At 58.9% G+C, this 26,965-nt stretch carries 25 protein-coding genes and 1 pseudogene; 14 read left to right on the top strand and 12 right to left on the bottom strand.

The features are described 5' to 3' along the window. Positions 1 to 88: 88 nt before the first annotated feature. Positions 89 to 397, bottom strand: coding sequence for a hypothetical protein (locus KUF73_RS03495; protein ID WP_218436635.1), 309 nt, complete (start codon positions 395 to 397; stop codon positions 89 to 91). A gap of 238 nt (positions 398 to 635) precedes the next feature. Between KUF73_RS03495 and KUF73_RS03500 the strand changes: the two genes are divergently transcribed. From KUF73_RS03500 to KUF73_RS03510, 3 genes are read left to right on the top strand one after another with little or no spacing between them, the layout of a single operon-like run. Then, on the top strand, positions 636 to 2,015 hold the full coding sequence (locus tag KUF73_RS03500; protein ID WP_218436636.1) for an iron-containing redox enzyme family protein: 1,380 nt from the start codon (positions 636 to 638) through the stop codon (positions 2,013 to 2,015). A 15-nt stretch (positions 2,016 to 2,030) separates the two neighbouring features. Next, complete coding sequence (locus KUF73_RS03505; RefSeq protein WP_218436637.1) at positions 2,031 to 2,975, top strand: class I SAM-dependent methyltransferase; 945 nt, start codon at positions 2,031 to 2,033, stop codon at positions 2,973 to 2,975. A 13-nt stretch (positions 2,976 to 2,988) separates the two neighbouring features. Next, positions 2,989 to 4,110 (top strand): carboxylate-amine ligase, encoded by a 1,122-nt coding sequence (locus KUF73_RS03510; RefSeq protein WP_218436638.1) that lies wholly within the window; start codon positions 2,989 to 2,991, stop codon positions 4,108 to 4,110. 12 nt (positions 4,111 to 4,122) lie between these two features. Here the strand turns inward: KUF73_RS03510 and KUF73_RS03515 are convergent, their stop codons facing one another. Together KUF73_RS03515 and KUF73_RS03520 are read right to left on the bottom strand one after the other, a co-directional pair. After that, entirely contained in the window at positions 4,123 to 4,290 is a 168-nt protein-coding gene (locus KUF73_RS03515) for a hypothetical protein (RefSeq protein WP_218436639.1), read from the bottom strand. An 18-nt stretch (positions 4,291 to 4,308) separates the two neighbouring features. Next, positions 4,309 to 4,989: a DUF2238 domain-containing protein gene (locus KUF73_RS03520; protein ID WP_218436640.1), complete on the bottom strand. Its 681-nt coding sequence runs from the start codon at positions 4,987 to 4,989 to the stop codon at positions 4,309 to 4,311. Positions 4,990 to 5,196: 207 nt separating this feature from the next. On the opposite strand from KUF73_RS03520, the gene KUF73_RS03525 reads away from it, so the two are divergent. Then, entirely contained in the window at positions 5,197 to 5,607 is a 411-nt protein-coding gene (locus tag KUF73_RS03525; protein WP_218436641.1) for a DUF1801 domain-containing protein, read from the top strand. 117 nt (positions 5,608 to 5,724) lie between these two features. On the opposite strand, the gene msrA is transcribed toward KUF73_RS03525, so the two are convergent. The 4 genes from msrA to KUF73_RS03545 form a co-directional block, all read right to left on the bottom strand. Continuing rightward, entirely contained in the window at positions 5,725 to 6,234 is a 510-nt protein-coding gene (gene msrA / locus KUF73_RS03530) for a peptide-methionine (S)-S-oxide reductase MsrA (RefSeq protein ID WP_218436642.1), read from the bottom strand. A gap of 51 nt (positions 6,235 to 6,285) precedes the next feature. Beyond that, entirely contained in the window at positions 6,286 to 6,789 is a 504-nt protein-coding gene (locus KUF73_RS03535) for a copper chaperone PCu(A)C (protein WP_218436643.1), read from the bottom strand. After that, a complete protein-coding gene (locus KUF73_RS03540) occupies positions 6,789 to 7,394 on the bottom strand; it encodes an SCO family protein (protein ID WP_218436644.1) in 606 nt (201 codons plus the stop codon). Before KUF73_RS03540 ends, KUF73_RS03535 begins: the two co-directional genes overlap by 1 nt. A gap of 293 nt (positions 7,395 to 7,687) precedes the next feature. Next, positions 7,688 to 8,047, bottom strand: coding sequence for a DUF6124 family protein (locus KUF73_RS03545; RefSeq protein WP_218436645.1), 360 nt, complete (start codon positions 8,045 to 8,047; stop codon positions 7,688 to 7,690). A gap of 784 nt (positions 8,048 to 8,831) precedes the next feature. Here KUF73_RS03545 and nirB point away from each other — a divergent pair. Both nirB and nirD read left to right on the top strand, forming a co-directional pair. Further along, positions 8,832 to 11,393: a nitrite reductase large subunit NirB gene (gene nirB / locus KUF73_RS03550; RefSeq protein ID WP_218436646.1), complete on the top strand. Its 2,562-nt coding sequence runs from the start codon at positions 8,832 to 8,834 to the stop codon at positions 11,391 to 11,393. Continuing rightward, positions 11,393 to 11,770 (top strand): nitrite reductase small subunit NirD, encoded by a 378-nt coding sequence (gene nirD / locus KUF73_RS03555; protein ID WP_218436647.1) that lies wholly within the window; start codon positions 11,393 to 11,395, stop codon positions 11,768 to 11,770. The genes nirB and nirD overlap by 1 nt, the downstream gene beginning before the upstream one ends. 110 nt (positions 11,771 to 11,880) lie before the next feature. Here nirD and KUF73_RS03560 read toward each other — a convergent pair whose 3' ends face one another. Beyond that, complete coding sequence (locus KUF73_RS03560) at positions 11,881 to 12,312, bottom strand: nuclear transport factor 2 family protein (protein ID WP_218436648.1); 432 nt, start codon at positions 12,310 to 12,312, stop codon at positions 11,881 to 11,883. A gap of 217 nt (positions 12,313 to 12,529) precedes the next feature. Here KUF73_RS03560 and KUF73_RS31590 point away from each other — a divergent pair. After that, positions 12,530 to 13,285: pseudogene (locus KUF73_RS31590) on the top strand (MCP four helix bundle domain-containing protein); the annotation flags it as partial. 132 nt (positions 13,286 to 13,417) lie between these two features. Continuing rightward, positions 13,418 to 14,143: a methyl-accepting chemotaxis protein gene (locus tag KUF73_RS31595; RefSeq protein ID WP_371135402.1), complete on the top strand. Its 726-nt coding sequence runs from the start codon at positions 13,418 to 13,420 to the stop codon at positions 14,141 to 14,143. 80 nt (positions 14,144 to 14,223) lie between these two features. Here the strand turns inward: KUF73_RS31595 and ilvD are convergent, their stop codons facing one another. Next, positions 14,224 to 15,906, bottom strand: a complete 1,683-nt coding sequence (gene ilvD / locus KUF73_RS03570; RefSeq protein WP_218436650.1) for a dihydroxy-acid dehydratase — start codon at positions 15,904 to 15,906, stop codon at positions 14,224 to 14,226. Positions 15,907 to 16,382: 476 nt separating this feature from the next. On the opposite strand from ilvD, the gene mqo reads away from it, so the two are divergent. Next, the gene (gene mqo, locus KUF73_RS03575) at positions 16,383 to 18,029 is read left to right on the top strand and encodes a malate dehydrogenase (quinone) (protein ID WP_218436651.1); all 1,647 of its coding nucleotides are present in this window, start codon (positions 16,383 to 16,385) and stop codon (positions 18,027 to 18,029) included. Positions 18,030 to 18,528: 499 nt separating this feature from the next. Here the strand turns inward: mqo and KUF73_RS03580 are convergent, their stop codons facing one another. The 3 genes from KUF73_RS03580 to KUF73_RS03590 all read right to left on the bottom strand — a co-directional run bounded on the left by KUF73_RS03580 (position 18,529) and on the right by KUF73_RS03590 (position 21,714). Then, positions 18,529 to 19,023: a PaaI family thioesterase gene (locus KUF73_RS03580; RefSeq protein ID WP_218436652.1), complete on the bottom strand. Its 495-nt coding sequence runs from the start codon at positions 19,021 to 19,023 to the stop codon at positions 18,529 to 18,531. 139 nt (positions 19,024 to 19,162) lie between these two features. Continuing rightward, on the bottom strand, positions 19,163 to 20,341 hold the full coding sequence (locus KUF73_RS03585; protein WP_218436653.1) for a PLP-dependent aspartate aminotransferase family protein: 1,179 nt from the start codon (positions 20,339 to 20,341) through the stop codon (positions 19,163 to 19,165). Next, positions 20,338 to 21,714: a pyridoxal-phosphate dependent enzyme gene (locus KUF73_RS03590; RefSeq protein WP_218436654.1), complete on the bottom strand. Its 1,377-nt coding sequence runs from the start codon at positions 21,712 to 21,714 to the stop codon at positions 20,338 to 20,340. Before KUF73_RS03590 ends, KUF73_RS03585 begins: the two co-directional genes overlap by 4 nt. Positions 21,715 to 22,022: 308 nt before the next feature. Here KUF73_RS03590 and KUF73_RS03595 point away from each other — a divergent pair, with 308 nt between their 5' ends. The 5 genes from KUF73_RS03595 to KUF73_RS03615 all read left to right on the top strand — a co-directional run bounded on the left by KUF73_RS03595 (position 22,023) and on the right by KUF73_RS03615 (position 26,947). After that, positions 22,023 to 23,312 carry an FAD-binding oxidoreductase gene (locus KUF73_RS03595; protein WP_218436655.1) on the top strand — a complete coding sequence of 430 codons (1,290 nt, stop codon included), beginning with the start codon at positions 22,023 to 22,025 and terminating at the stop codon, positions 23,310 to 23,312. A 15-nt stretch (positions 23,313 to 23,327) separates the two neighbouring features. Continuing rightward, a complete protein-coding gene (locus tag KUF73_RS03600; RefSeq protein WP_218436656.1) occupies positions 23,328 to 23,882 on the top strand; it encodes an XRE family transcriptional regulator in 555 nt (184 codons plus the stop codon). 22 nt (positions 23,883 to 23,904) lie between these two features. After that, positions 23,905 to 25,251, top strand: coding sequence for a glutamine synthetase family protein (locus KUF73_RS03605; protein WP_218436657.1), 1,347 nt, complete (start codon positions 23,905 to 23,907; stop codon positions 25,249 to 25,251). A gap of 360 nt (positions 25,252 to 25,611) precedes the next feature. After that, on the top strand, positions 25,612 to 25,827 hold the full coding sequence (locus KUF73_RS03610) for a molybdopterin-binding protein (protein ID WP_007904463.1): 216 nt from the start codon (positions 25,612 to 25,614) through the stop codon (positions 25,825 to 25,827). Positions 25,828 to 25,927: 100 nt separating this feature from the next. After that, positions 25,928 to 26,947, top strand: a complete 1,020-nt coding sequence (locus tag KUF73_RS03615; RefSeq protein WP_218436658.1) for an ABC transporter substrate-binding protein — start codon at positions 25,928 to 25,930, stop codon at positions 26,945 to 26,947. Positions 26,948 to 26,965 lie beyond the last annotated feature (18 nt).

Below are 26,965 nucleotides of genomic sequence, written 5' to 3' on the forward strand. Positions count from 1 at the left end.
GGGGTCTGCCTCTGCTTTCACGGGAAACTGCGGGTTGCGGTGTAGTACGAATCAGCCCGGCGTTGGCCGGGCCGGGTATCACTGGTGATCAACTTCCGGTACCGCTGCCTCCTTTACCATCACCGCCTCCTTTCGAGCCGCCAGCGGGGGCAGGTCCATTATCGGTGGTGCCGGCATCGGCCCCGTTGGACATCGAGCCGGTTTTGCCATCGATCCCTTTGGTCGAAGTTCCGCCGTCAGTGCCGGTGCCGACACTGTTTGATTCATTACCTTGTGGCTGTGCGGTGCCCGGCGGAAGGGCAGAGCCTTCGGTGGTTTTCTCTGCCGCCAATGCGTAGAGCGAGCATGTGGAGAGAAGGCCGGCGAGTGTCAGGGCTGCAATTTTGTTGTTCTTCATTTCCGTCTTCCTTGCGAGTGGGGATGTACCGCATTGGAAGAACCGGCCAAAAGGAAAGTGCAGCGCAACGGACGAGCGGTCGCAAGCAATACAGACTCGCACCACCGGTCTATGGCTTTTGCAAGCGGATTGAATTTTCTGTGTCCGTTCAAATCTCCTGTTCAACGAGCGAGCGTTTCTTTTTTGCGCTACCTGACTTCAGCGGCAGTCGAAATGCACAGCCCAGGAGAAACACCCGATGACCGTTTTCAAACCTTTGTCCGGCGATCCTTCACCCCTTGTGGATTCATCCTGTGATCAGTACCGCGAGCTTTATGGCTTGTTGTACAGCGACGCTTGCGATGCCGGGCCTCGGGCCGAAACCTTCCTGCGCGAACAACTCAATCGTGCTGCACGGCTCGCCTGCGACCTGCCCGAAGAGCCGGCGCAATTGTCGTCGTGGGCGCAACAGCATTGCGCCGACGTGGCCCACGACTATGCCGATTACATAGAGCAGCGACGGCAGGGAGCAGGGCGTCGATATTTTCAGAACAAGGCCCATGCGTTGTATTTCCTGCAACGTGTCGCACCGACCAAAGAGGTCGACGGCGCCTGGCTGGAGGGCGTTGTGGAGCACTGGCAGGACTATCGTTTCGATGGCCTGCTGACCACCTATCTTGAAGAACTCGGCAAGGGCGATCCACGGCAGAACCACGTGGTGATCTACCGTCAATTGTTGGCCGAACATGACGCTGACGATCAGCAGGCACTGGATGACCAGCACTTTGTGCAAGGTGCGATTCAACTTGCACTGGGACGCTGCAGCACCCACTTCATGCCGGAGGTGATCGGCTACAACCTGGGTTACGAACAACTGCCGCTGCATTTATTGATCACAGCCTATGAACTGCGTGAGCTGGGCATCGACCCTTACTATTTCACCCTGCACGTAACCATCGACAACGTCAGCAGCGGCCATGGGCGCAAGGCGGTTCAAGCGCTACTCGACTTGCTGCCGGTGGAAGAAGGCGCGGAGGAATTCTATCGTCGCGTCGCCCAGGGCTATCGCCTGAATGATTTGGGCATTGGCTCGACGGCGGTGATCGAGGGCTTCGATTTGCAGCGCGAAGTGATCGCCATGCTGGAGCGCAAGCGCAGTTTTGGTCAGCACATGCATTCCGATTACTGCCGGCTTGAGGGGCAAACCGTCAACGAGTGGCTGTCGACTCCAGGGAAGATTGAAGACTTTCTTCAAGCCATGCAGCACAAGGGCTGGATCAAGCGTCATCGCCCGCCGCAGGAAAGCCGCTTCTGGCAATTGATCGAGGGCAGCACGGCGGCGATGTTTGGCGTGTTCAGCGGGTACGAGAAACAGCTGGTGCACGACTGGATCGCCGGTGAATGGCAAGACCCGAAAAAGCCACCCTCACCACGTCGCCATCACGACAGCAGCGAATACGCCGATGACAGCTGGGCCAACGACCCGGAAGTCATGGCGTTGCAGAACACCCTGCGCAACCAATCGCCGCGCCAACAACTTGAGTCGTTGATCCCTTGGCTCTCGGCACAACGGCACTGTCGCCCGGCCGGGCTCTACGCCACTCGGCGATTTATCGAATTGCGGGCCGCTTTGCGCTGATTCAAGGAGTGATCTATGTCCGTTCAACAAATTGCCGATCAGACGTTGCTAGCGTTGGGCAGACGTTTGCTCGCCGAGGATTACCGGTTTGTCACGCCGACCCCTCTGACCCACGAACGCGTTCTTCAGCGTTTTGCGACGCCGTTGGCCAAGGACAGGCGCGATGCATTCGGTTGGTCGATGCCGTTCGATCACACGCTTTTTCCCACCGAGGAACTTGCGCGCCTGGAGCAGGCGGGTGTCGTCGAGCGAGACGGCTCGGCTTGGCGCAGTGCGGTGCGCTGGTCAAGCCTTGAAGGATTGCTGTTCGCCCATTCGGCATACCCGACCACCCAGGCTGACGCGGTATTTTTCGGCCCCGACAGCTACCGCTTTGCCCAGTTGATCGAAGCGCATTTGCGCCAGTGTTTCGAACCGGTGCGACGTGCGGTAGATATCGGCTGCGGTGCCGGCGTCGGGGCGCTCTTGGTCGCCAGGGCGCGACATGACGCCGAAGTGCTGGCGGTGGACATCAATCCGCGGGCGTTGCGACTGTCAGCCGTGAATGCTGAACTGGCCGGCGTCAACAACGTCACGGTTTACCACAGCGATGTCCTCAACAGCGTTGAAGGTCAGTTCGATCTGATCATCGCCAATCCGCCCTATATGAATGACAGCCAGCACCGCGCCTATCGTGATGGCGGCGGCGCGTTGGGCGAAGCGCTGTCAGTGCGGATCGTTCGCGAATCATTGCCACGCCTGCACAAGGCCGGCAGCCTGGTGCTGTACACCGGGGTGGCGATGGTGGCCGGACAAGATCCGTTTCTCGAATCCGTCCTGCCCATGCTGACCGGTGACACCTTCGGCTGGACCTATCGTGAGTTGGACCCCGATGTGTTCGGCGAGGAATTGCTCAAGCCGGGTTACGAGCGCGCGGAACGGATTGCGGTTGTGGCGCTGACCGTAACCCGCCGGCGCTGAAAGGTTGGTCACCATGAGCCCGGCACCGCGATTTGGCATCGAGGAAGAATATTTCCTTACGGACCTGAGCACACGACAGATGCTCGCTGAACCCAGCGCCGACCTGCTGCGCGAATGCCGCGAGGCCATGGAGCAGGGCTTTGCCTACGAGATGTTCCAGGGGCAAATCGAGGTCGCCTCACCGGTGTTTTCGACGGCAGAGCAGGCCGCAGAATTTCTCGGCGGCGTACGTTCACGTTTGAACCGCATGCTGGCCAAACATGGCCTGGGGCTGCTCTGCGCCGGCAGCCACCCGCTGGCGCGCTGGCGGGATCAGCGCGCTACGGTGCTGCCGCACTTTGATCAGCTGTTTTTTGAATATCAATCGGTGGCGCAACGCAGTGTTCTGTGCGGCCTGCACGTACACGTCGAAATTCCTCAAGGGATCGACCGGATTGCCGTCATGAACGAGGTTGCCCCGTGGCTGCCGCTGTTGCTGATGCTCAGTTGCTCGTCGCCATTTTGGGAAGGCGCCGACTCAGGTTTCATGAGCTATCGCCAGGTCGTTTGTGATGGCTGGCCAAGGATGGGCATTCCCGAATTTTTCGGCGACGAAAGCGAATATCAGCGTTACCTGAAAACGCTGCAGCAAATCGGCACGATTGAAAAAGAGGGAAATGGCTGGTGGGGGTTACGGCCTGCCAGTCGTTATCCAACCCTTGAGCTACGCATGACAGATGCCTGCCCTCGCTTGAGTGACGCGCTGCTGTTGGCAAGCTTGTTTCGGGTGATGGTGGCCTTCGCGATTTCGCGACCCGACCCCGGCGCGCGTTATGAGGCGACAACACGCTGGCTGCTGGCGGAAAACCGTTGGCAGGCCAAGCGACACGGCGTGCAGGGGCGTTATGTGACCGACGCTCAAAGCGGCTTGATCAGCGCCGGTCAATGGCTTGAGCAGGCGCGATCGCTGTTGGCGCCTACCGCAAAGTGCATCGGCGAACCGCAGGTTTTTGATCAAGCCGAGGCACTGTTGGACTTCGGCAACAGTGCCTCCCGCCAGTTGGCATGTTATGCGCGGGCGCTCGCCCAAGGTTCAGACGCGCAAGGGTGCATGCATCAAGTGGTTGATCAGTTGCTTCAAGAGAGCCGCAATTGAAGTTCGTAGTACTCAATTGCCATCCGCGACTTTGCGCTCTATCTCGGCGATCTTGCGCCGAAGCGCCTCGGCCTCTTGCTCAAGGGTTTGTGGTGAAGTCGGGGTAATGACTTCATCCACGCCTTTGGTCTCACCGTCGTTATCTGCTTCGACAGGATTTGTACGGTCTTCGTTGTTCATGGCGCTTTCCTCCCGTGTCTATGCATTGGAGGAGGTTGCATGGCGCGAGTTCGAGATTTTTGCGGATGTCATAACGGCGTGCAACGTCAGGCTGATGAGCGAACCGAGAAACGCCAGGGCTACATCTTTCTGCGAGTCCCATGGGTCCTGTTGGGTCGCCAGAAAGGCTTTGGCCTGGTCGTCGCCCAGATATTCCCCTCCGATCCATTCAATCAGTTCGTATATCGACGAGGTGGCGAGCACCAGGCTCGCCGCCAACACCGCTAGCCACACGCCGCGTAACGACGCTTTGCGCCAGAGCATTTCCCGCAGCGGGAACAGGATCAGCAGGCCGTAGCTGAAATGCACCAGGCGATCGTACTGGTTGCGTTTGAAGCCCAGCGCCGCGTTTAGCGAATGGCCTGTGAGGTGTCGCGACCATTCGTCGTAGGGCACTTTGGCGTAGGTGAAATGCGCGCCCAGTCCGTGGATGCCGATCAGCACCAGAATTGCAAAATAAGCCGGCCAGGACAGGCGCAAGTGCCGCCAGGCTGCGGTCAATGTGAGCAGGAAGGTGACGGGAACCGCGTTCTCAAGTAGCCAATCCACGCGATCAACGGGTGCGATGCCGGAGGCGATCGTTATAACCAGCGCCATTGCCAACAGAGTCGCCGCCTGAGCGGGGGTGGCCGTCGCAGAAGTCCATTGATTAATTTGCATAAGGGCGGTTCAGAACACGGTCGAAGTGTTCTCGCTCCGGTGACCAGGTCTTCTTGTTGAGAGCCTGGGAAGGGACGCATCGTTCAGCGTTGCCGGGCGGTTTTTCTCTCTCATAGGGCGCGACCGTCAGTCGTGCAGTCCGGAACATTGCATCGGCGGCTTGATCTACTAACCTCACTGTCCGGCGCAAAGAGGTCGACAGACATCATGAACAAGCAAAAGACCGGCTCGCAGAAAATCGAGCAAGAAGGCTCTGTGACGGAGCTGATAGACGCGAAAATCAATGAGCTGAGTGACTGGCGTGGCGAAACCCTCGCGCGGGTGCGGGCGCTCGTCAGGCAGGCTGACCCCGAGGCAGTCGAGGAGCTGAAGTGGCGAGGTGTGCCTGTGTGGTCCCACGCCGGCATCATCTGCACCGGTGAAACCTATAAGGCGGCGGTGAAGATGACCTTTGCCAAGGGCGCGTCGCTGGATGATCCCAAAGGCTTGTTCAATGCCAGCCTCGACGGCAACACCCGCCGCGCAATTGATATTCGCGAGGGTGACGAGATTGATGAAACGGCGCTGAAGGCGTTGATTCGGGCGGCCGTGGCGCTTAATACGTCAAAGCTCAAGTAAGATTTGTGACCGACACCGCCCCCTGTAGGAGCTGCCGCAGGCTGCGATCTTTTGATCTTGTTTTTTTCGATCAAGATCAAAAGATCGCAGCCTGCGGCAGCTCCTACAGGGGCATTGTTATAGTCCGCGTTTCGGTAGCGTCCAGTTGGGCCGGATGAAATGGCAGGTGTAGCCGTTGGGAATGCGTTCCAGGTAGTCCTGGTGCTCAGGCTCGGCTTCCCAGAACGGACCGGCGGGCTCTATTTCAGTCACGACCTTGCCGGGCCAGATACCGGAAGCGTCAGCGTCGGCCACGGTGTCTGCGGCCACTCGTTTCTGCTCATCGCCGAGATAGTAGATCGCCGAGCGATAGCTGGTCCCGAGGTCGTTGCCTTGACGGTTTTTGGTGGTCGGGTCGTGGATCTGGAAGAAGAATTCGAGAATCTGGCGATAGCTGATCTGCTCGGGGTCGAAGACGATTTCGATCGCTTCGGCGTGGGTGCCATGGTTGCGGTAAGTCGCATTGGGCACATCGCCGCCGGAATAGCCGACCCGCGTGGCCAGCACACCGGGATAGCGCCGTATCAGATCTTGCATGCCCCAGAAGCAGCCACCGGCGAGGATGGCGGTTTCGGTGTTGGTCGTCATGTTTCGCACCTCCCATCAGTGAACGGCCTCTGGATCGAGGCCGTCAGACCCTCAATTCATCTTGCTGTGATCCATTTTGCTGTGGTCCATGCTGCTGTGATCCATAGCATCCAGCGCCCGGGCTTCGGCTTCGACCTTGATGGTTTCTTTCTCGCCCTTGGCATTTTCTACGACCAGAATCAGGGGCACTTTGCTGCCTTCCTTAATTTGGCCGCTCAAGTCCATCAGCATGATGTGATAACCGTTTGGATCGAAGCTCACCGGTTTACCGGCCGGCAGCGGCACGGACTCGACCTCACCCATGCGCATCACATCATCTTTCATCGTCATTTGGTGAATTTGCACCGTCTTTGCGACGGGCGACTGTACGCTGAGCAGTTTGCTGTCGGTGTCGGCTTGCAAGGTCATGAAGGCGCCGGACGAAGGCTGGCCGGCCACTGTCGCACGGACCCAGGCGTCGTTCACCTGAGTTTGCGCGGACACCTGCCAAGCCATGCCGATCAGGGAAAGGCCCAAGGCTAGCTGTTTAATACGCTTTGTGCAGAACGAAGTCATCAGCAGACCTCCATGACGGTGAGCAGGTCTTCTGCGCACTCTTTTGCAGTAAGGGACGCGGACAGGCCCAGGCGCAAATTGCCTCGGGAGTCGAACACGTAGCTGGTGGCGGTATGGGAGAGGGTGTAGGTCGAACCGCTCGGGACTTTTTCATAGAACACGCCGAATTCCTTGGCGGTGGCAGCGGTTTCTTCCAGCGTGCCGTACAGCGCTTCGAAGCTCGGATCGAACGCTTTGACGTATTTGTCGAGCATTTCTGGCGTGTCGCGCTCGGGGTCCAGGGTGATGAAGATCACTTGCAGGCGATCGCCGTCGCGGCCCATCAGTTTCTTCGCCTGGGCGGCACGGGCCAGCGTTGTCGGGCAGACCGCCGGGCATTGGGTGAAACCGAAGAAGATCATCGGCATCAGGCCACGGTAGCTGCCAAGCATCCGGGTTTCGCCCTGGGCATCTTTGAGCTTGAAGTTACGCCCCATGATCTTGTCGCTCAGGTCCTTGCCGTACTTGAACGACAGCTTGCTGCTGCTGTCACAGCCGGCGAGCAAACCAAGGCTCAGCAGGCTCATGCCGCGCAGGACCGTGCGACGGGTATACAACGTACTCATGGGCAAAAAGCATCCTGTGTTGCGACTGGGGGTGCACAGTGGCAGATGGATCAGACGAAAAAAAGCGCAGGGATGTTAACAAACTGTTGCCCAATCGCGCTTAATCGATCGCCCGCCGGTCATGCGCCAAAACGTCGCGGGAGCCATTATCAAGTTCGCCACGAACCCCATGTAGATACCGTCTTGAACCTCATCGGGCAAGCAGATCAAAAGATCGCAGCCTTCGGCAGCTCCTACAGGTGTACACCTGTAGGAGCTGCCGAAGGCTGCGATCTTTTGATTTTTTGTAACACCTACTCAGGCGGATCAATCTGATCCAGCACCCGGTTGGCGGTGATTTCCGCCAGCATGATGCTGTTGGAAATACCCAGCAGGGCGTTGCGGTCACCACCTTCCAGATGATCCACCAATTGATGGACCATCACATCGACCGAGGCCAGCGTCTCCACCAGATAAACCATCAGGGTTTCGCTCGTAACCTGCGGGTCTACGGTAAACAGCGTGCTGGGCGTGCGCGGCGTGGCTTTGATGTCGGCAGACGACGGGAAGTGGAAATCGAGGGCGCGTTCGGCGGCTTCGTTGAGTTTGTTTGAATCGGCTTCGTACGGGGATGCCGGATCGGGGACCGGCGGATTGGGCGTAACTTTGAACATAGTTGCTTTACTCACTAGGTAAGGCCGCAACCATTTCGCTACTAAACGAAGGGTGGCAGCTGTGCGCAAGTTAGTAGACCGGGAAAGCAACAAACCGGCGCGCCCGAAGACGCCATGCGCACAGCTACCATTAAGTGCAGGTGAACCCCTGACCAAAAGATGCTTGTGCAACCGATGTTACTTCTCCGGGCTACTAAACCCGATCACTGGGAGTCAGTGACGCGAATCAAGTTACCGACGGGCCCCAAGGCGCACAAGCCGGCGGATTCTGGCTTACCCGTAGGCAACGGCGCAAGGTCGTGTGGCTTTCTGGAAGTAACCTACAAGCCTTTTAAACAAGCACCCCCAAACCCTGTGGGAGCGAGCAAGCTCGCTCCCACAGGTTTTTGCGCGCACTTTTAATGCGCGGTGCCCGCCACTGTGCACCAGTGCGAAGCGGTTTCCTGGTCCATTCCCACCTGCATCATCAACTGCTGACAAACCCACTGACTTCGCCAAAGGCTTTGCCGGCAAGGGCTCATCCCTCGAATTTCCAGTGCAGTGGAATGTTCCTGCGCTCGACTGGCACAAACACTGCATTAACCCCACCAAGCCCCTCTGACAAAGAAGGGCAGCCCTCTCGGTCAACGACGATCGACTGGCCGCACAGGTCGTGGGCTACATCGGTGGATCAGGCATAGCCGTCTGGTTTCAACACCGCAAAAGAACAGGCAAAGACGCCTGGAACCGTAAGGTTTCAGGCGTTTTTTTTTGCTTTTTGAACCGTGATTGGCAGGTGTGACCTATGAATTCCAATGTAGCCACTTTGAGCAAGCAGCAAACACTGGTCGTGATCGGCAATGGCATGGTCGGGCATCATTGCGTCGAGCAATTGATCGAGCGCGGCGCGCTTGACCGTTATCGGCTGCATGTCTTCAGCGAAGAACCGATGCGCGCCTACGACCGTGTGCATCTGTCCGAGTATTTCTCCGGCCGTGATGCCGAATCGCTGGCCCTGAGTGATGCGTCCTTGTACCAAACGCCCGGCGTTACATTGCATTTGGGTGTGCCGGTGCTGGAAATCGATCGCGAGCGCCGTCAAGTGATTACCTCGCAAGGCTGCACCCCTTACGACACATTGATCCTGGCCACCGGCTCGTACCCGTTTGTGCCGCCGATTGAAGGCGCCGAAGGCGATTCGCGCCTGGTGTATCGCACCCTGGAAGACCTCGATGGCATTCGCGCCGCAGCCGCCAACGCGCGGCGCGGCGTGGTGGTTGGCGGTGGCTTGCTGGGGCTGGAAGCCGCGAATGCATTGAAGAGCCTGGGGCTTGAAGCGCATGTGGTGGAATTCGCGCCACGGTTGATGCCGGTGCAACTGGACGATTTCGGAGGTCTGGCGCTCAAGGCGCAGATCGAACGCCTTGGCGTCGGCGTGCACTTGTCTCGCGCCACGCAATCGATCAGCGCTGGCGAGCAGTACCGCTACCGGATGAATTTTGCCAACGATGAATTCCTCGAAACCGATCTGGTGGTGTTCTCTGCCGGCATCCGTGCGCAAGATGCGCTGGCCCGCCAATGCGCGCTGGACATTGGCCCGCGTGGTGGCGTGGTAATCGACGACACCTGCGTGAGTTGCGACCCGAACATCTACGCCATCGGTGAATGCGCTTCGTGGAACGGCAGCCTGTTCGGTCTGGTTGCCCCCGGCTACCAGATGGCGCGCAGCGTCGCGGCCCGTTTGTGCGAAGACGCCGCCGAGCCGTTCCAGGGTGCCGACATGTCGACCAAGCTCAAGCTGCTGGGCGTTGACGTCGGCTCCATCGGCGATGCCCACGCCAACACGCCGGGCGCTCGTAGTTATCAGTTCATCGACGAAACCACCGCCAGCTATCGACGACTGGTGGTGGACGCCTCCGGCAAGCAGGTGCTCGGTGCCGTATTGATCGGTGACAACAGCTATTACGACACGCTGCTGCAGTACATGCAGAACGCCATTGCCTTACCGTCGGAACCGGCCGCGCTGATCCTGCCATCCTCCGAAGGCGCTCCAACGCTAGGCCCGGGCGCGTTGCCGGAAACGGCAACGGTCTGTTCGTGCCACAACGTGACCAAAGGCGCGATTTGCTCGGCCATCGACGGCGGCTGCACCGACCTCGGCCAGCTCAAGTCGCAGACCAAGGCCTGCACCGGTTGCGGCGGTTGTGCCGGTTTGCTCAAGCAAGTGTTCGAGCATGAGCTGATTGCCCGTGGCGTCAGCGTCGATAAAAGTCTGTGTGAACACTTCGCCTATACCCGTCAGGAGTTGTATGCGCTAGTTCGGGTGGAAGGGGTGATCACCTTCGAAGAACTGCTGGCCAAACATGGCCGTGGCCACACCGGTTGCGATGTGTGCAAACCCGCGGTGGGTTCGATCCTCGCTTCATGCTGGAACCAGCCGATCATGGACCCGTCGCTGGTGCCGTTGCAGGACACCAACGACACCTTCATGGCCAACATGCAGAAAAACGGCACCTACTCGGTGATCCCGCGGATTGCGGCGGGCGAAATCACGGCGGACAAACTCATTGCGATTGGCCTCATCGCCAAGAAATATGACCTCTACACCAAGATCACCGGCGGTGCGCGCGTCGACCTGTTCGGTGCCCATTTGCACCAGTTGCCCGACATCTGGACAGACTTGGTCGAGGCAGGCTTCGAAACCGGGCATGGCTATGGCAAATCGACCCGCACAGTGAAGTCGTGCGTCGGCAGCACTTGGTGCCGCTTCGGCGTGCAGGACAGCATGCAAATGGCGCTGAGCATCGAAGAGCGCTACAAGGGCCTGCGTGCGCCGCACAAGCTCAAGTTCGCGGTGTCCGGTTGCACCCGTGAGTGCGCCGAAGCGCAAAGCAAAGACGTGGGCGTGATCGCGACCGAGAAAGGCTGGAACCTCTACATCGCCGGCAACGGTGGCATGCGTCCGCGTCATGCCGAATTGTTCGCCACCGACCTCGATGACGCGACCCTGATCCGCTACATCGACCGCTTCCTGATGTTCTACATCCGCACCGCCGACAAATTGCAGCGCACCTCGGTATGGCGTGAAAGCCTGGAGGGCGGCCTGGACTACCTCAAAGACGTGATCATTCACGACAGCCTAGGCCTCGGTGCCGAGTTGGAGTCGCAAATGCAACTGGTGGTCGATCGCTATGAGTGCGAGTGGGCCAACGCCCTCAAGGACCCTGAAAAACTCAAGCGCTTCCGCACCTTCGTCAACGATAAACGCCCGGACCCGGACATCCACTTTGTTCAGGAACGCGGCCAACGGCGCCCGATCATGGCCGCCGAACTCAACTTGATCCCTGTCGCCGAGGAGACTGTCTGATGAACCTGTCCAATACCCAACGCGTTGATGCTTTTGAGCATTTCGAAGTCTGGCAATCGGTGTGCAGCCAGCAGGATCTGGTGCACGATTCCGGTGTCGTGGTGTGGCTGGACGGTGCGCAAGTGGCGCTGTTCTACCTGCCGAGCGCAGAGGGCAAGACCCTTTACGCCATCGACAACCATGACCCGCAATCGGGGGCCAATGTCATCGGTCGTGGCCTGGTCGGCAACATCAAGGGCGATGTGGTGGTGGCCTCGCCGATCTATAAGCAGCACTTTCGTCTTGAAGACGGCAGCTGCCTGGAGTACCCGCAACAGCGTTTGCGCGTATGGCCGGTGCGGCTGAACGACGGGGTGGTGGAAGTCGGAGTGGCCTGAAGTCAGTGAAACGCTATGTAGGAGCTGCCGAAGGCTGCGATCTTTTGACGTTGCTTTTTAAGAGCAAGATCAAAAGATCGCAGCCTGCGGCAGCTCCTACAGGCACTACATCAGAAGCGGTACGCCTGTCGTCCTACCAGTAGCCATTTACCGTGCTGTTTTTGCCAAATCTGGAAGTTCTCGATTTCCGTTGGCACCACTTCAGTGCCCTTCAACGCCTGGGCTGAAAAGTGGTGGCGGACCAGCGCGACGTCACCGGAAACGGTGATGGTCTGGTTCTGCATTTCCAGGGTTTTGAACGCGCTTTTGCCGGTTTCGATGTCGGCGATGAATTCTTTCTTGTCCTGGATCTTGCCGCTGGAATGCCCGTAGGTGAGGTTCTCGGCGGTCAGCGCCTGAAGTTGCGAGATGTTCTTGTGCAGCATCGCGTCGGTCAGATGATCGACGGCTTGCGCTACATCCTTGTCACTCGAGGAAGCGGCGGCCGCAACGTAACCGCTGAACAGGCAGAGAAAACCGATCAGCACTTTGACTTTTTTCATGGGTGTTTCCTTGTTGTTGTAGGTCGTCGTACAACCTAACAGAATTCTTCTGAAATGGAAGTCAGCGCACAGGGGGCGAAAGAAGGCGACCGCTACCGCAGGTCGAAAAAAGCGTAATAGGTGAGGGCGGGCTTTCAATAACGGCTTGAGTCAGCCGACAACCTCTTTAGCCATTGGGGCCCAGGCCAACCGACAAAGCGAAAAGAGGAACCACAGAGTGTCCATTAAATTACGTTTGCTGCTGTTGATCGGGACTGGCTTGCTCACCGCTCTGATCATGAGCCTGGTGAGTTATCTGGGTAACGCCCAAATGGCGGAAGCGGTGCAGGACAACGACGTCAGCATGACCGCGCTGCGCAATCACCTCGAAGCCGACATGATGCACGACGCGCTGCGTGCCGATGTGCTGTCCGCCATGCTCGTGGGCCTGGGCAAAAGCACCAGCAGCAAAGTCGAGGTGCGCAGTTCCATCGATGAGCACACTGCGCATTTTCGTGAAGTGCTCGGTGACAACCTCAAGTTGCCGGTCAACGACACGATCAAGGCGGGGCTGAACAAGATCAAGCCGAGTCTCGACACCTACATCAGCGCCGCCGAGCGCATTGTGGGCCTGGCGCTGGAAAACCCTGACGCGGCGCAAAAAGAACTGGGTAATTTCAACAGCGCCTTCAGCCAACTGGAAGACCAGATGGCTGCCCTCAGCGAACTGATTGAAAGCAACACCCAGCAAACCAGCCAAGGCACCCGCCAAGCCATCAGCAACGCCGATTTCGCCCTTGGGGCCGTGCTCATTGCCAGTTTGTTGTTGCTGCTGGTCCAGGGGCGTTGGGTGATCCTGAGCATCATGGGGCCGTTGCAGACGGCCAGTCGCATCGCCGACAGCATCGCCCACGGCAACCTGAGCGAACCGATTGTCGAGCCCAAAGGCAATGACGAAGCCAGTACCTTGATCCGCAGCCTGTCGACCATGCAACGTGATCTGCGCGGCATGATCGAAGTGGTGCGCAGCAATGCCCACGGCGTCAGCGGCATGAGCACACGCCTGAGCAACGGCTGTCACGAGGTGGCCGGCAGCAGCCAGCAACAAAGTGCCGCCGCCAGCACCATGGCCGCCGCTGCCAGTGAAATGACCGCGAGCATCGAGGAAATCACCCGGCATGCCGAGCGGGCGCTGAACATGGCCAATCAGGCCGAATCGCTGGCCAAGGATGGCGGCCGGGTGATTCATCAGGTGGTCAATGACATGGACGGCATTGCCCGCTCGGCGCAGCAGTCGGCGCAGGTGATCCGTACGCTGGACAAGGAGTCCGAAGGGATTTTCAACATCATTCAGGTGATCAAGGGCATTGCCGACCAAACCAACCTGCTGGCGCTGAACGCCGCCATCGAGGCCGCACGCGCCGGCGAACAGGGCCGGGGTTTTGCCGTGGTGGCCGACGAGGTCCGCAGCCTGGCAGGGCGCACCAGCGCCTCGACCCAGGAAATCGCCAACATGGTTTCGCGCATCCAGCAAAGCACCCGCGAGGCCGTGACCAGCATGGAGGCGGGCGTGGCCCAGGTCGACAAAGGCATGGCCGTGACCGCCGACGTCGAACGCGCCATCCGCGAAATCCTCGAAGCGACGCTGAACACCACGCAACTGGTCAACGACATCACCCGTACCATCGGCGAGCAGAGCCTGGCCAGCAACGAAATCGCCCATCAGGTGGAGATGATAGCGGGGATGTCCGAGGGCAACAGCAAGGTGATCGGGCAGACGGCTTCCACGACTGATGAGTTGTCGAGTCTGGCAGGTGAACTTTCCAAATCGGTGGATCGGTTCCGGCTTTGAGGTGAGCTGAAAAAATCGCAGCCTCCGGCAGCTCCTGCATTGAACTCTGTAGGAGCTGCCGAAGGCTGCGATCTCTTGATCTAAAGATATTTATCCGTCACCGCACCCTCGGATGCACTGGACACGGTCTTCGCATACTTGGCCAACACGCCGCGTTTGTACTTGGATTCTGGCCGCACCCAGCGGCTCTTGCGCTCGGCCAGTACGGCATCGGACACATCCACAGTGATCTGTCGGGTCTGAGCATCGATGGTGATCTTGTCACCGTTTTCGATCAGCGCAATCGGCCCGCCGTCAAAGGCCTCAGGCGTAATGTGCCCCACGACGAAACCGTGTGAGCCACCGGAAAAACGTCCATCGGTAATCAGCGCAACCTCCTTGCCCAGGCCTTTGCCCATTACCGCCGAAGTCGGCGAAAGCATTTCGCGCATGCCCGGTCCGCCCCTGGGACCTTCGTAGCGGATCACGATCACTTCGCCGGGCTGCACTTCGCCGTTGAGGATGCCGGCCAGCGCGCCTTCTTCACCGTGGTAAACCCTGGCCGTGCCTTCAAAGCGCAGACCTTCCTTGCCTGTGATCTTGGCCACCGCGCCGGTGGGCGAAAGGTTGCCGTGCAGTATCACCAGGTGCGAATCCTTTTTGATCGGCTGGTCGAACGGCAGGATCACGTCCTGACCGTCCGGATAGTCAGGGACGTTTTCGAGGTTTTCGGCGAGGGTTTTACCGGTGACGGTCAGCACATCGCCGTGCAGCATGCCGGCCGCCAGCATGCGCTTCATCAACGGCTGAATGCCGCCGATGGCCACCAGTTCGCTCATCATGTATTTGCCGCTGGGGCGCAGATCGGCGACCACCGGTGAGATCTTGCCCAGCTCGACAAAGTCATCCAGGGTCAACTCGACATCCACTGCGTTGGCCATGGCCAGCAAATGCAGCACGGCATTGGTCGAGCCGGCGAGGGCGATGACCACGCGTATCGCGTTTTCGAAAGCCTTGCGGGTCATGATGTCGCGGGGTTTGAGGTCGAGCTTGAGCAGTTCCATGACCTGCTGACCAGCACGGAAACTGTCCGAGGCCTTGTCGCTGCCGACCGCTTCCTGCGAGCTGGAACCGGGCAGGCTCATGCCCAGCGCCTCAATGGCCGAGGCCATGGTATTGGCGGTGTACATGCCGCCACATGAACCGGGGCCGGGAATCGCCACTTCCTCGATCTGCTTGACCTGGATTTCGCTGATGTCCCCGCGCGCATGCTGACCCACGGCCTCGAACACGGAAATGATGTCGGTGTGGCCGGCACCGGGTCGGATGGTGCCGCCATAGACAAAGATCGACGGGCGATTCAACCGCGCCATGCCAATCAGGCACCCCGGCATGTTCTTGTCGCAACCGCCCACGGTCACCAAACCGTCGAAGCCTTCGCAGCCGACCACCACTTCAATCGAGTCGGCGATCACTTCGCGGGACACCAGTGAATACTTCATGCCTTCGGTGCCGTTGGCGATGCCGTCGGAGATGGTAATGGTGTTGAAAATAACGCCTTTGGCGCCGGCGGCATTCGCGCCTTTTTCGGCTTCGATTGCCAGTTTGTCGATGTGCATGTTGCAGGGCGTGACCATCGCCCAGGTCGAGGCGATGCCGATCTGCGGTTTCTTGAAATCTTCGTCGGTGAAGCCCACCGCACGCAGCATGGCCCGCGCAGGCGCGGCTTCCACACCGTCGATCACTTGGGAGGAATACTTGCGCAAATCGTCTTTGTCACCCATGACAACACCTCAAGCCTCAGCGGAAAAAGCCCAATGAGTATAGTTGCCTTCCCAACGCGGGCCGGCTCGCGAACAGATCAAAAGATCGCAGCCTTCGGCAGCTCCTACAGAGGTCAATGTAGGAGCTGCCGAAGGCTGCGATCTTTTGATCTTAAATAGCCAACCGGACTAAGCAGTCGGGAACAGACGCGCGGGTTTACCTTGTCGTGATATTCTTCGCCCCAACTTGGTTTGACCTATTCAGTTTTCCTGTCCTTGAGACGGGCGAACGGAATCACTGTCGCTCAAGTAGCTGAAGCCAAAAAAGATAAGAAGTCAGTTCAGAAGGGACATATAACTGGGGTCGATGCAGTCAGTCGGCCTTGTGTGCCCACCCTGCAATTCTGATGTGCCGCAACCCTTGACCTGCCGTTAAACGTGGGGCTGCGCGCATGGGGATGAAGGGGCGGATGGCGTTTTATCATTAGGTGCTACAGATGTTTAAAAAAGTGAACACGGCCCTGCTGGGGCTGGCCTTGTCGTTGGGGATCACGACAGCCCAGGCCGAAGAAGCCAAGAAAGTCGACGTGCTGTTGATTGGCGGCGGCATCATGAGCGCAACGCTCGGTGTCTGGCTCAATGAGCTGGAACCAGGCCTGTCGATGGAAATGGTCGAGCGTCTCGACGGCGTCGCCCTGGAAAGCTCCAACGGCTGGAACAACGCCGGCACCGGTCACTCGGCCCTGGCCGAACTGAACTACACCCCGGAAGACGAGAACGGCAAAGTCTCGATCCCGAAAGCCGTTGAAATCAACGAAGCATTCCAGATCTCCCGTCAGTTCTGGGCCTGGCAGGTTCAGCAAGGCGTGCTGAAGAACCCGCGTTCGTTCATCAACTCCACGCCGCACATGAGCTTTGTGTGGGGCGATGACAACATCAAGTTCCTGAAGAAGCGCTACGAAGCCCTGCAAGCGAGCCCGCTGTTCGCCGGCATGCAGTACTCCGAAGACCCGGCTGTAATCAAGAAGTGGGTGCCGCTGATGATGGAAGGGCGCGACCCGAACCAGAAAATCGCGGCCACCTGGAGCCCGCTCGGCACCGACATGAACTTCGGCGAAATCACCCGTCAGTTCGTTGCCCACCTGCAAACCACGCCGAAATTCGACCTGAAGCTGTCCAGCGAAGTACAGGACATCACCAAGAACGCAGACGGCAGCTGGCGTGTAAGCTACAAAAACCTGAAAGACGGCACCAAGACTGAAACCGACGCCAAGTTCGTGTTCATCGGTGCCGGTGGTGGTGCATTGCACTTGCTGCAGAAGTCCGGCATTCCTGAAGCCAAGGAATACGCAGGCTTCCCGGTGGGTGGATCGTTCCTCGTGACGGATAACCCGGCCATCGCCGAGCAGCACTTGGCCAAGGCCTACGGCAAAGCTTCGGTGGGTGCACCGCCGATGTCGGTTCCGCACCTGGACACCCGTGTGCTGGACGGCAAGCGCGTCATCCTGTTTGGCCCATTCGCGACTTTCAGCACCAAGTTCCTGAAAGAAGGCTCGTACCTGGACCTGCTGAGCACCACGACCACGCATAACGTGTGGCCAATGACCAAGGTCGGCATCAAGGAATACCCGCTGGTCGAGTACCTGGCCGGTCAACTGATGCTGTCGGATGAAGACCGCCTCAACGCGCTGAAAGAGTACTTCCCGAACGCCAAGGCCGAAGACTGGCGCCTGTGGCAAGCGGGCCAGCGCGTGCAGATCATCAAGCGTGATGAAGCCGCTGGCGGCGTGTTGAAGCTGGGCACCGAAATCGTTGCTTCCGCAGACGGCACCATCGCCGGCCTGCTGGGTGCATCCCCAGGCGCGTCGACCGCTGCACCGATCATGCTGACCGTGCTGCAGAAGGTCTTCAAGGACAAGGTCGCGACCCCTGAGTGGCAGGAAAAGCTGCACCAGATCGTGCCGAGCTATGGCACCCAGTTGAACAACAACCCTGAGAAGGTTGCCGAGGAATGGGCCTACACCGCCAAGGTGCTGGAACTGCCCGCGCCACCGGTGATAGGTCAGGTGGCTGCTTCGCCCGCTGCTCCGGCTGAGGTGCCTAAAGCGCCGAAACCTAATGCTTCGGCTGATATGGCGCTGTAAATCCGATTAGCCGATCCGCAGATAAAAGCCCGCTGAACCGGTAACGGTCAGCGGGCTTTTTGTTGGGCTTTCTGTAGGAGCTGCCGAGTGCAACGAGGCTGCGATCTTTTAAGGGCAGGATCAAAAGATCGCAGCCTCGTTGCACTCGACAGCTCCTACACAGGCGCAATCCAATCATCTGATCCGTATTTTCATGCGCTTTCTGCGTCTGTTATGCACTCAGATTGCAGCTCACAATAACGGCATACCGCACATTCAACATGTAGGAGGCCTTATGGGCAAGATGGCGATTTTTCTGGGTGGTTTTCTGGTGCTGACGATCTTGATCGGCGTGTTGGCGACGATTTCACCGACGTGAGGTACTGGCTGTCCCCCGGATCAGACCGATTTCAAAGGGACGACGAACATGACATTGACCGGGACGTGTATCGGCCTGTATGTCGGTACTGGCGAGGCTGGCCCTGGCACAGGATCATTGCGCCTGGCATTTCATGATCACTTATCTGCCATGCGCAGCGTCAGCCAGTTGCTCGGCATCGACCCGCACAAATAGGGAATCACCGACAGCCGTCAACACATCCCCGGCGTAGACCTCGCAGATGACGCGCGTTTTGCGTCCGACATCGCCTTCCACTTTTGCACGTAACGTCAGTGCAACGCCCATGGGTGTCGGTTTGATGAACTTGATGCCGAGATGCCCCGTGACGCAATTGATCCGAGGCAGGCTGGCGACCTCGCGCTGCTCGTTTCGGTAGTGGTACGCCATTGCCGTCCAGTTTGAATGGCAGTCCACCAGCATCGCGATCAAGCCGCCGTACACCAGGTCTGGCCAGCCGCAATACTGTGCATCAGGCACGTGTTCAGCCATGACGTGCACGCCGTCTTCATGCCAGTAACTCTTGATGTGCAACCCGTGCGGATTGCTGCTGCCGCAGCCGTAGCAAACGCCTTCGGGCGCGGCGGTGTCTTGCAGAGAGGTGTCGAAATTGGACATGTTCGGGGTATCCGGTCGTGACAATGCGATCATGTGAGCTGCCGAAGGCTGCGATCTTTTGATTTTGTTGTTTACAAACAAGATCGAAAGATCGCAGCCTTCGACAGCTCCTGCAGGTACAAGTGCAGGTACAGGTGTTTTAAATCCGTGCCAATGCTTGGGCCAGATCCGCCCGCAGATCTTCGACATCTTCGACCCCCACTGACAACCGCACCAGCGCATCGCCGATCCCCAATTGTGCGCGGGTGTCGGCGGGGATGGTGGCGTGGGTCATGATTGCCGGGTGTTCGATCAGGCTTTCCACGCCGCCCAAACTTTCGGCCAGGGCGAAAATCTGCACGTTTTCCAGAAAACGTCTGGAACCCGCCAGGTCGGTGTTCAGGTCCACGGAGATCATCCCGCCGAAACCGCGCATCTGTTGCCGAGCCAGTTCGTGCTGCGGGTGCGATGGCAGGCCTGGATAGTAAACTCGCGACACCTGCGGCTGACGCTCCAGCCATTGCGCCAACTCCAGCGCGTTGCTGCAATGACGCTCCATGCGCAGCGCCAGGGTTTTCACGCCGCGCAGGGTGAGAAAGGCGTCGAACGGCCCGGCGATGGCACCGACCGCGTTTTGCAGGAAGCCCAGGCGCTCGGCCAGTTCGGCGTTTTGCCCAACCACCGCGATGCCGCCGATCACGTCGGAGTGGCCGTTGAGGTACTTGGTGGTCGAGTGCAACACGATGTCGAAACCCAGCTCCAGTGGACGCTGAATCCACGGGCTGGCAAAGGTGTTGTCGGCCACGCAGATGATCCCGCGAGCACGGCAGATGCGTGCGATGGCGGCAAGGTCGGACAGGCGCAGCAAGGGGTTGCTTGGCGTCTCGACCATGACCATTTTCGTGTCGACTTGCAGTGCGGCTTCGAAGGCCGACAGATCCGTCAGGTCGACGAAGCTGAAGCGATGTCCGGCGCTGCGTTGGCGGACCTTGTCAAACAGGCGGAAAGTGCCGCCGTACAAATCGTTGCCCGAGACGATGTGCGAACCGGCGTCGAGCAGTTCAAGCACGGTGGAAATTGTCGCCAGCCCGGAAGCGAAGGCGAACGCTTGAGTGCCGCCTTCCAGATCCGCCACGCAGCGTTCCAGGGCCCAGCGTGTCGGGTTGTGCGAACGCCCGTAATCGAGGCCCTTGTGCACGCCGGGGCTTTCTTGCAGATAGGTGGAGTTGGCATATATCGGTGGCATCAGAGCCCCGGTGGAAGGGTCCGGCGCTTGCCCGGCGTGAATCACCCGAGTGGCGAAACCGCGGGGGGCGGCGTTTTTATCGTGCTGACTCATGCAAGGGATCTCCGTAAGTGATTAAGCATGTCGAACCGGGTAATCAGGCCATGGAAGCCCGAGGCGTCTTTGATAATCGCCACCAGCCCTCGGTCAAGTTCTGCCTGCAACTCAGCCAGGCTGGCGTCGGGAGGCAGGGTTTGCAGTTTGTCGGTCATTGCATTGGTCACGGTCAAACGGAAGTGCGAAGCGTCCTGGTGCACACGCAGCAGGATGTCGGATTCGTCGATGACGCCGATCAACTGCTGGCCGCCCACCAGCACCGGCAACTGCGAGACGTCCGCCAGGCGCATGCGTTGGAATGCGGTGAGCAGGGTGTCGTCGGGGCCGACGCTGATTACCCGGCCATCTTCGAAACGTCGCGCGATCAGGTCGCGCAGGTCGCCGTAACGCTTGCTCGCCAGCAAACCCTGATCGGACATCCATTGGTCGTTGTAGACCTTCGACAGGTAGCGGGTGCCGGTGTCGCAGACGAAGCTGACCACACGTTTCGGCTCGGTTTGTTCGCGGCAGTAACGCAGGGCTGCCGCCAGCAAGGTGCCGGTCGACGAACCGCCGAGAATACCTTCGGCGCGCAGTAACTGGCGGGCATGGTCGAAGCTTTCCTCGTCGCTGATCGAATAGGCGTGACGCACACTGGACAGGTCGCAAATCGATGGAATGAAGTCTTCGCCAATGCCTTCCACCGCCCAGGAACCCGGCGTCGGCAAGGTGCCGCTGCGGCTGTATTCGGCCATCACCGAGCCGACCGGATCGGCCAGCACCATGACCAGGTCTGGCTGCACACGGCTGAAGAAACGGGTTAGCCCGGTCAGCGTGCCGGCGGAGCCGACACCGACGACAATGGCGTCCACATCATGTTGGGTCTGTGCCCAGATTTCAGGTGCGGTGCTGCACTCGTGGGCCAACGGGTTGGCCGGATTGTTGAATTGGTCGGCGAAAAAGGCATCGGGAATGTCTCGCGCCAGTCGGGCAGCAACGTCCTGGTAATACTCGGGATGGCCCTTGCCGACATCGGAGCGGGTGATGTGCACCTCGGCGCCCATCGCCTTGAGGTGCAGGACTTTCTCGGTGGACATCTTGTCCGGCACCACCAGCACCACCCGATAGCCCTTGGCGCGGCCGACCAGGGCTAGGCCCAGGCCGGTGTTGCCGGCAGTGGCTTCAACGATGGTGCCACCGGGTTTCAGGCGGCCATCGCGTTCGGCAGCGTCGATCATCGCCAGGCCGATGCGATCCTTGATCGAACCACCGGGGTTCTGCGATTCAAGCTTGAGAAACAGAGTGCATGGGCCGGTATCGAAACGGCTGACACGCACCAGCGGCGTATTGCCGATGAGTTCGAGTACGGCAGGGCGGGAGTCGTTGGGCATGTTGTCACCTCGCTGCGGGAATCCTCACTGGATAGACAGAAACCGGCGCAGAGTGATCGCGCCAGTCACAGGTAATGCCTCGCATGGACCATAGGCCGGGATTGCGCCACCCGCAACCGTGCACGGCTGGCCGGTTACCCCGTGGGCGTCACTCCTCTGATTGTTGGCCGCGCTGTTCTCTGGGGCTCGGGCATCAGAAATGGATCGGCCCCTGTTTCTCGTACACCACCACACTTCACCATTGCCCTTGTGAAATTTACCGTGTATTTTTTCATGAAATTAAAACTATAAAATTTCACGGAGCCGGTATGTTTCAGCAGTCCACCCAGCACGTCGCCAGCTATTACGCCCACACCTGCGCCGATCGTCTGGTCAATCGATCGGCCCTGAAGGGTGAACAAGACACCGAAGTGTTGATCATCGGTGCCGGCTTCAGTGGCTTGCACACCGCTTTGCGTCTGGCCTTGGCCGGCAAGCGTGTGACATTGCTGGAAGCCAGTCGCGTTGCTTGGGCTGCTTCGGGGCGTAACGGCGGTCAAGCGATTCTCGGCTGGTCCTGCGACATGCCGCCGCTGGAAGCAGCGCTGGGCTATGAGCGTGCACGACGATTGTGGGACGGCATGCGCTGGGCGGCGCGGGAGTTGCGCGATTTGCCTGGGCGCCACGGTTTTGATTGCGACTACCGCGCCGGTCACCTCTGGACCTCGGTAATGCCGCGTCGGGTGAGCCTGCTGACCGAATGGCAACACGAGGCCAGCCACAAATGGGGCCACGATGGTTTGCAGTTCATTACGCGGGAGCAGTTGCCGGAGTGGGTCGCCAGCGAGCGTTATCAGGCGGGTCTGTTTGACCCCGAAGGCGGGCACTTGAACCCGCTGAAGCTGGCGCTAGGCCTGGCCGCCGCAATCGAACAGGCCGGTGGTGTGATTCACGAACAAAGCAAGGCACTGGATTATCGCGAGGAGGGCGGCCGCTACGTCGTGACCACTGAGCACGGTCAGGTTCGCGCCGATGTGCTGGTGCTGGCCTGTAACGCCTACCTGGATCAGCTAGACCCGCAGCTGTCGAGTTGCGTCTTGCCGGTCGGCACCTATCAGGTGGCCACCGCGCCGCTGTCCCAGGCACAGGCGACTGCGCTATTGCCGAGCAATGTGTGCGTCACCGACAACCAGTTTGTGCTCGATTATTTCCGACGCACGCCGGATAACCGCCTGTTGTTCGGCGGCGGCTGCACGTACCTCGGGGGCATGCCGAAAGACATCGCCGGCGCTACCCGGCCTTTTCTGGAACGGGTGTTCCCTCAATTGAAAGGCGTCGAACTGGAATTCGCCTGGGGTGGCCACATCGACCTGACCCTCAAGCGTACGCCGGACATCGGTCGACGCGGTGACCTGTACTGGCTGCAAGGTTACTCCGGGCACGGCGTACTGCCGACGCTGGCCGCAGCACGGGCGGTCAGCGATGCGATATTCGGTCAGCCGGACGAATTGGCGCTGTACCAGGGTTTGAATAACGGCAGCTTTCCTGGCGGCAAATACATGGCCGCTCCACTGGAAGCCATCGGCAAAGCCTGGTATCGGCTGCGCGACAGCATTTGAAACGGAAGCCTTTAGATGGACATGCAAGAAGAGATTTCGGCGCTGGCAATCCTCATCCAGGACCTGCGCAAACACAAAAAGTACACGCTCAAGGAACTGGCGGACAAAATCGGTCGCTCGGTGGGGTTTCTGTCGCAGGTCGAGCGCGGGCTTTCTCGTCCGACCGTGGCGGACCTGACCGCCATCAGCGAGACCCTCGGCGTGCCGACCACCTATTTCTACAGCCTGCCCAAGCCCAAGGCATTGTCCTGGGTGACCCGGCCAGATGAGCGTCGCACGCTGTACTACGCCGACGGCATCACCGACATCATGGTTTCGCCCAAGATGCGTGCGTCTTTTTCCATGCTGGAAAGTCAGCTGGAACCCGGCGCCAGCAGTGGTGACCGACACATGAAAGACAGCTCCGAGCAGGGCGGCTATGTCCTGGAAGGCGAGTTGACGCTGTGGCTGGATGATGACGAGCCGGTGACCTTGCGCATCGGCGACAGTTTTCAGCTGGCCAGTCATGCCCATTGCCGCTACGGCAACCTCTCGGATCAGCTCACCCGGGTTCTCTGGGTCTACACCTGATAAAACAACAAGGAACAAAACGATGGATGCTGTGTGCTCTGATCTGCTGGCCGAGGTGCGAACGTTTCGACAGCGCTATCCCGATGTGCGCTACGTCGACCTGATTTCCCTGGATATCCCGGGGCATTTTTACGGTAAGCGCTACCCGATCGAGATGCTCGAAAAAGTCGCTGCCGGCAGTGCCCTCAAGTTGCCGCAAAACTGCGTACTGCTTGGCACGCAAGGTGGGTTGTTCAAGATTGGCGATTACTGTTTCAACGACGGCGATCCGGATGCTCTGCGGCGCTTGGTGCCCGGCACGCTGAAAATCGTCAATTGGGAGAAACAACCGTTGGGTCAGATGCTGATCACGTCGGACGGCACTGAAAAACCGATTGTCTTCGAACCCCGCGAAGTGTTGGCGCAGGTCCTCCAGCGACTTGGCCGCAAAGGTATTTTTCCAGTGGTGGCGTTCGAGCTGGAGTTTTATCTGTTCGACAGTCGGTTGAAGGACGGCTTGCCGCAGTTCCCCCGTGATGAGTTGACCGGGGACGCCGACGATCAACCGAACATGCACATCGAGCGCCTGTCACGATTTGCCCCGGTCCTCGATGAAATGGTCGAGACGGCGCGGGAGCAGGGCATCGATGCCACGGTCATTACCGCTGAGCTGGGCCCAGGCCAGTTTGAAATCAATTTCGGGCACCTCGACGATGGCCTGCGTGCCGCCGATTGGGCAGCGCTATTTTGCCGCAGCACGCGCGGCGTGGCGCTCAAGCACAACTATCGCGCCAGTTTCATGGCCAAGCCCTATTTGCAGCACCCCGGCAGCGGCATGCATGTGCATGTGAGTCTGTACGACGAGGCCGGCAACAATCTGCTGGCGGCGAATGACCAACAAGCGCTGCGTCACGCCGTGGCCGGTTGCCTGGACGTGCTGCCGCATTGCATGCCGATCTTTGCTCCGAATCACAACGCATTGCGCCGTCTGAGCGGCACGGTGAACGTCGCTTCGCGCGCCAGTTGGGGTTTTGAGGATCGTGACGCGTGCTTGCGCGTGCCAGAGTCGGACGCGAAAAACCTGCGGGTCGAACATCGCCTGGCGGGCGCGGATGCCAATCCTTATCTGGTACTCGCGGCGATTCTGGTGGGGTTGGAGCAAGGTCTGGAGGCCCGTCGCGAACCCATTGCTTCACTCAATGAAGACCGCAGTAGCGGCATCGATTTCCCGCTGGAAATGCTGGAGGCTGTGCAGTCGCTGCAAGGTAATCCGCACCTGCGCGAGGGCCTGGGTGCAGAATTTGTCGATGTGTATTGCGAGAACAAGCGCCAGGACCACTTGGCCTTCCTGCACGACATCAGTGCGCGAGAGTACCGCTGGTTCCTGTAGCTAAGGTCGATTCGACGGTAACCTTAAAAATCATCAGGATATTTAGAGGCTTAGAAAACATAGTAACCGTGCGGTTAATTAAAATATCTTGTTACACGGCGAAATATTCCGTAATATCCGCGCCGCGTTCACCACCACGGTTTATGCATTTTTAAATCCCAGGCGTCCATCAGCTGCCTGGGATTTTTTTTGCCTGAAATTTGGCCTCAGGGCGGCTGTCAGGCGGCAGCGACAGAATCCCTTATATTCCTTAAAGATATAAATAGATAATTATATATTCCTTTTAATGTTTGTTCCGGCGGTGCACTTTGGGGGCCTGACATCCATGTGGATGCTCGACATCAGACAGGAAGCCTCGACATGACTATCAAAGCCATCAACGTTCGTAACCAGTTCAAGGGCGTCATCAAGGAAATTCTGGAAGGCGAAGTGGTTTCCGAAATCGACGTGCAAACGGCCTCCGGAATTGTCACCTCAGTGATTACCACCCGATCGGTACGCGACCTCGAATTGAAAGTGGGGAGTGAAGTGATCGCCTTCGTGAAGTCCACCGAAGTCTCGATTGCCAAGCTCTGAGAAAAATCGCCTTGCAAGCGCACGGCCTACTCGCAGGCCGTGCGCCTGCAAAAGCGTGGCGTCCGGCGCGCATTTTCCCTCCACTTACTACGAGGTTTTCATGGCTACTCGCTTCAAGCATTCAGCGTTGACCCTATTGGCAGCCTCTGTGGCGGCGGCAGGTGCGTTGCTCAGTCCGGCAGCTCAGGCCGAAGGCAAAATCAGCATTGCCCAGCAATTTGGCATTGGTTACCTGATTCTGGATGTGGTGCGCGATCAGCAGCTTATCGAGAAGCATGGCAAGGAGCAGGGCCTCGATATCACGGTCGACTGGAACAGCATTTCCGGTGCCACGGCAATGAACGAGGCGCTGTTGGCCGGTGCGCTGGACGTGGTGTCGGCGGGCGTACCGCCGATGTTGACCATTTGGGACCGGACCAAGGGCAAACAGAACGTCAAGGCCATCGCGTCATTGGGCTCGATGCCCAACTATTTGCTGACCAATAACCCGAATGTGAAGAGCCTGAAGGACTTCACCGAAAAAGATCGCATCGCGGTGCCGTCGGCGGGCGTCGGGTTCCAGTCGCGCACATTGCAGATCGAAACGGCCAAGCAGTTTGGCGATGAGCATTACAAGAAATTCGACGACATCTCGATCAGCCTGGCCCACCCGGACGCAACGGCGGCACTGATTGCCGGGGGTTCTGAGATCAGTTCGCATTTCTCCAGCCCACCGTTCCAGTATCAGGAGCTGCAAAGTGCCAACGTGCACAAGGTGCTGAGTTCTTACGATGTGCTGGGTGGTCAGGCCACGTTTAACGTGTTGTACACCACTGAAAAATTCCACGACGAAAACCCGAAAACCTATAAGGCTTTTTACGACGCACTGGCCGAGGCCGAGAAAATCATCAAGGCCGACAAGTCCGCTGCGGCCCAGACGTATATTCGGGTGGAGCAATCGAAATTGCCGTTGCCGCTGGTTGAGAAAATCGTCAACGATCCTGAAATCGACTTCACGATTGCGCCGCAGCGCACGGCGGTCTATGCCGAGAAATTGCAGGCGTTGGGCGTGTTGAAGAACAAGGCGGATAGCTGGAAGGATTACTTTTTTGAAGAGGCGCATGCGGGGGCGGGTAGCTGATCAGGCAGCAGATCAAAA

This window comes from Pseudomonas sp. PD9R, from assembly GCF_019200975.1.
Lineage (GTDB): Bacteria > Pseudomonadota > Gammaproteobacteria > Pseudomonadales > Pseudomonadaceae > Aquipseudomonas.